At 60.3% G+C, this 955-nt stretch carries 1 pseudogene; it reads left to right on the plus strand.

The features are described 5' to 3' along the window. Positions 1-55 precede the first annotated feature (55 nt). Positions 56-955: pseudogene (locus ABZ728_RS22065) on the plus strand (IS3 family transposase); the annotation flags it as partial.

Here is a 955-nt window from a genome sequence, read left to right on the forward strand (position 1 = left end):
CCCTGAATCTCCTCCATTTTTTGGTAGAGTCCGTCACGATGAAGGAGGCGGACGTATGAGGCGATCACGGTTCACGGATGAGCAGATCATCAGCATGCTGAAGGAACACGAGGCGGGAATGAAGACCGCCGAGGTGTGCCGCAAGCACGGAATTTCGGAAGCGACGTTCTACAAATACAAGGCCAAATTCGGCGGCATGGATGTATCCGATGCAAAGCGGTTGAAGGCGCTCGAAGAGGAGAACGCGCGTCTCAAGCGGTTGCTGGCGGAGTCGATGCTCGACAATGCGATGCTGAAGGATATCGCAGCAAAAAAATGGTAACGCCCGATGCGAAGCGAGAGGCGGTGGCTCATCTGTGCCGGGAGCACGGTGTGAGCCAGCGTCGGGCGTGCCACGTTCTTCGTGTCGACAGGTCGACCGTGCGCTATCGCAGGATCCGGCCGGATGACGTCGACCTGCGTGAGGCGATGAAGAAGGTCGCTTCGGAGCGCCGTCGTTTCGGGTATCGCCGCATTCATGTGATGCTGCGGCGGCAGGGCATCTCGATGAACCTCAAGAAGCTTCGGCGTCTTTACCGGGAGGAGAGACTGCAGGTTCGCAAGCGCGGCGGCCGCAAGAGGGCGCTGGGCACGCGCCGGCCGATGCTCGTTCCCCAGCAGGCGAACCAACGCTGGAGCCTGGACTTCCTCAGTGATGCGTTCACCGACGGTCGCCGCTTCCGGATCCTGGCGATTGTCGACGATCATACCCGCGAATGCCTGGCCCTGGTAGCCGACACCTCGCTGTCAGGTCTGCGTGTCGTCCGCGAACTGAATGCGGTCATGGCCCGGCGAGGAAGGCCGACCACGATCGTCTCGGACAACGGTACGGAACTGACGTCGATGGCCATCCTCAGATGGTGTCAGGAGGCGAAAATCGAGTGGCATTATATTGCGCCGGGCAAGCCAATGCAAA

This window comes from Fodinicurvata sp. EGI_FJ10296, from assembly GCF_040712075.1.
Lineage (GTDB): Bacteria > Pseudomonadota > Alphaproteobacteria > DSM-16000 > Inquilinaceae > JBFCVL01.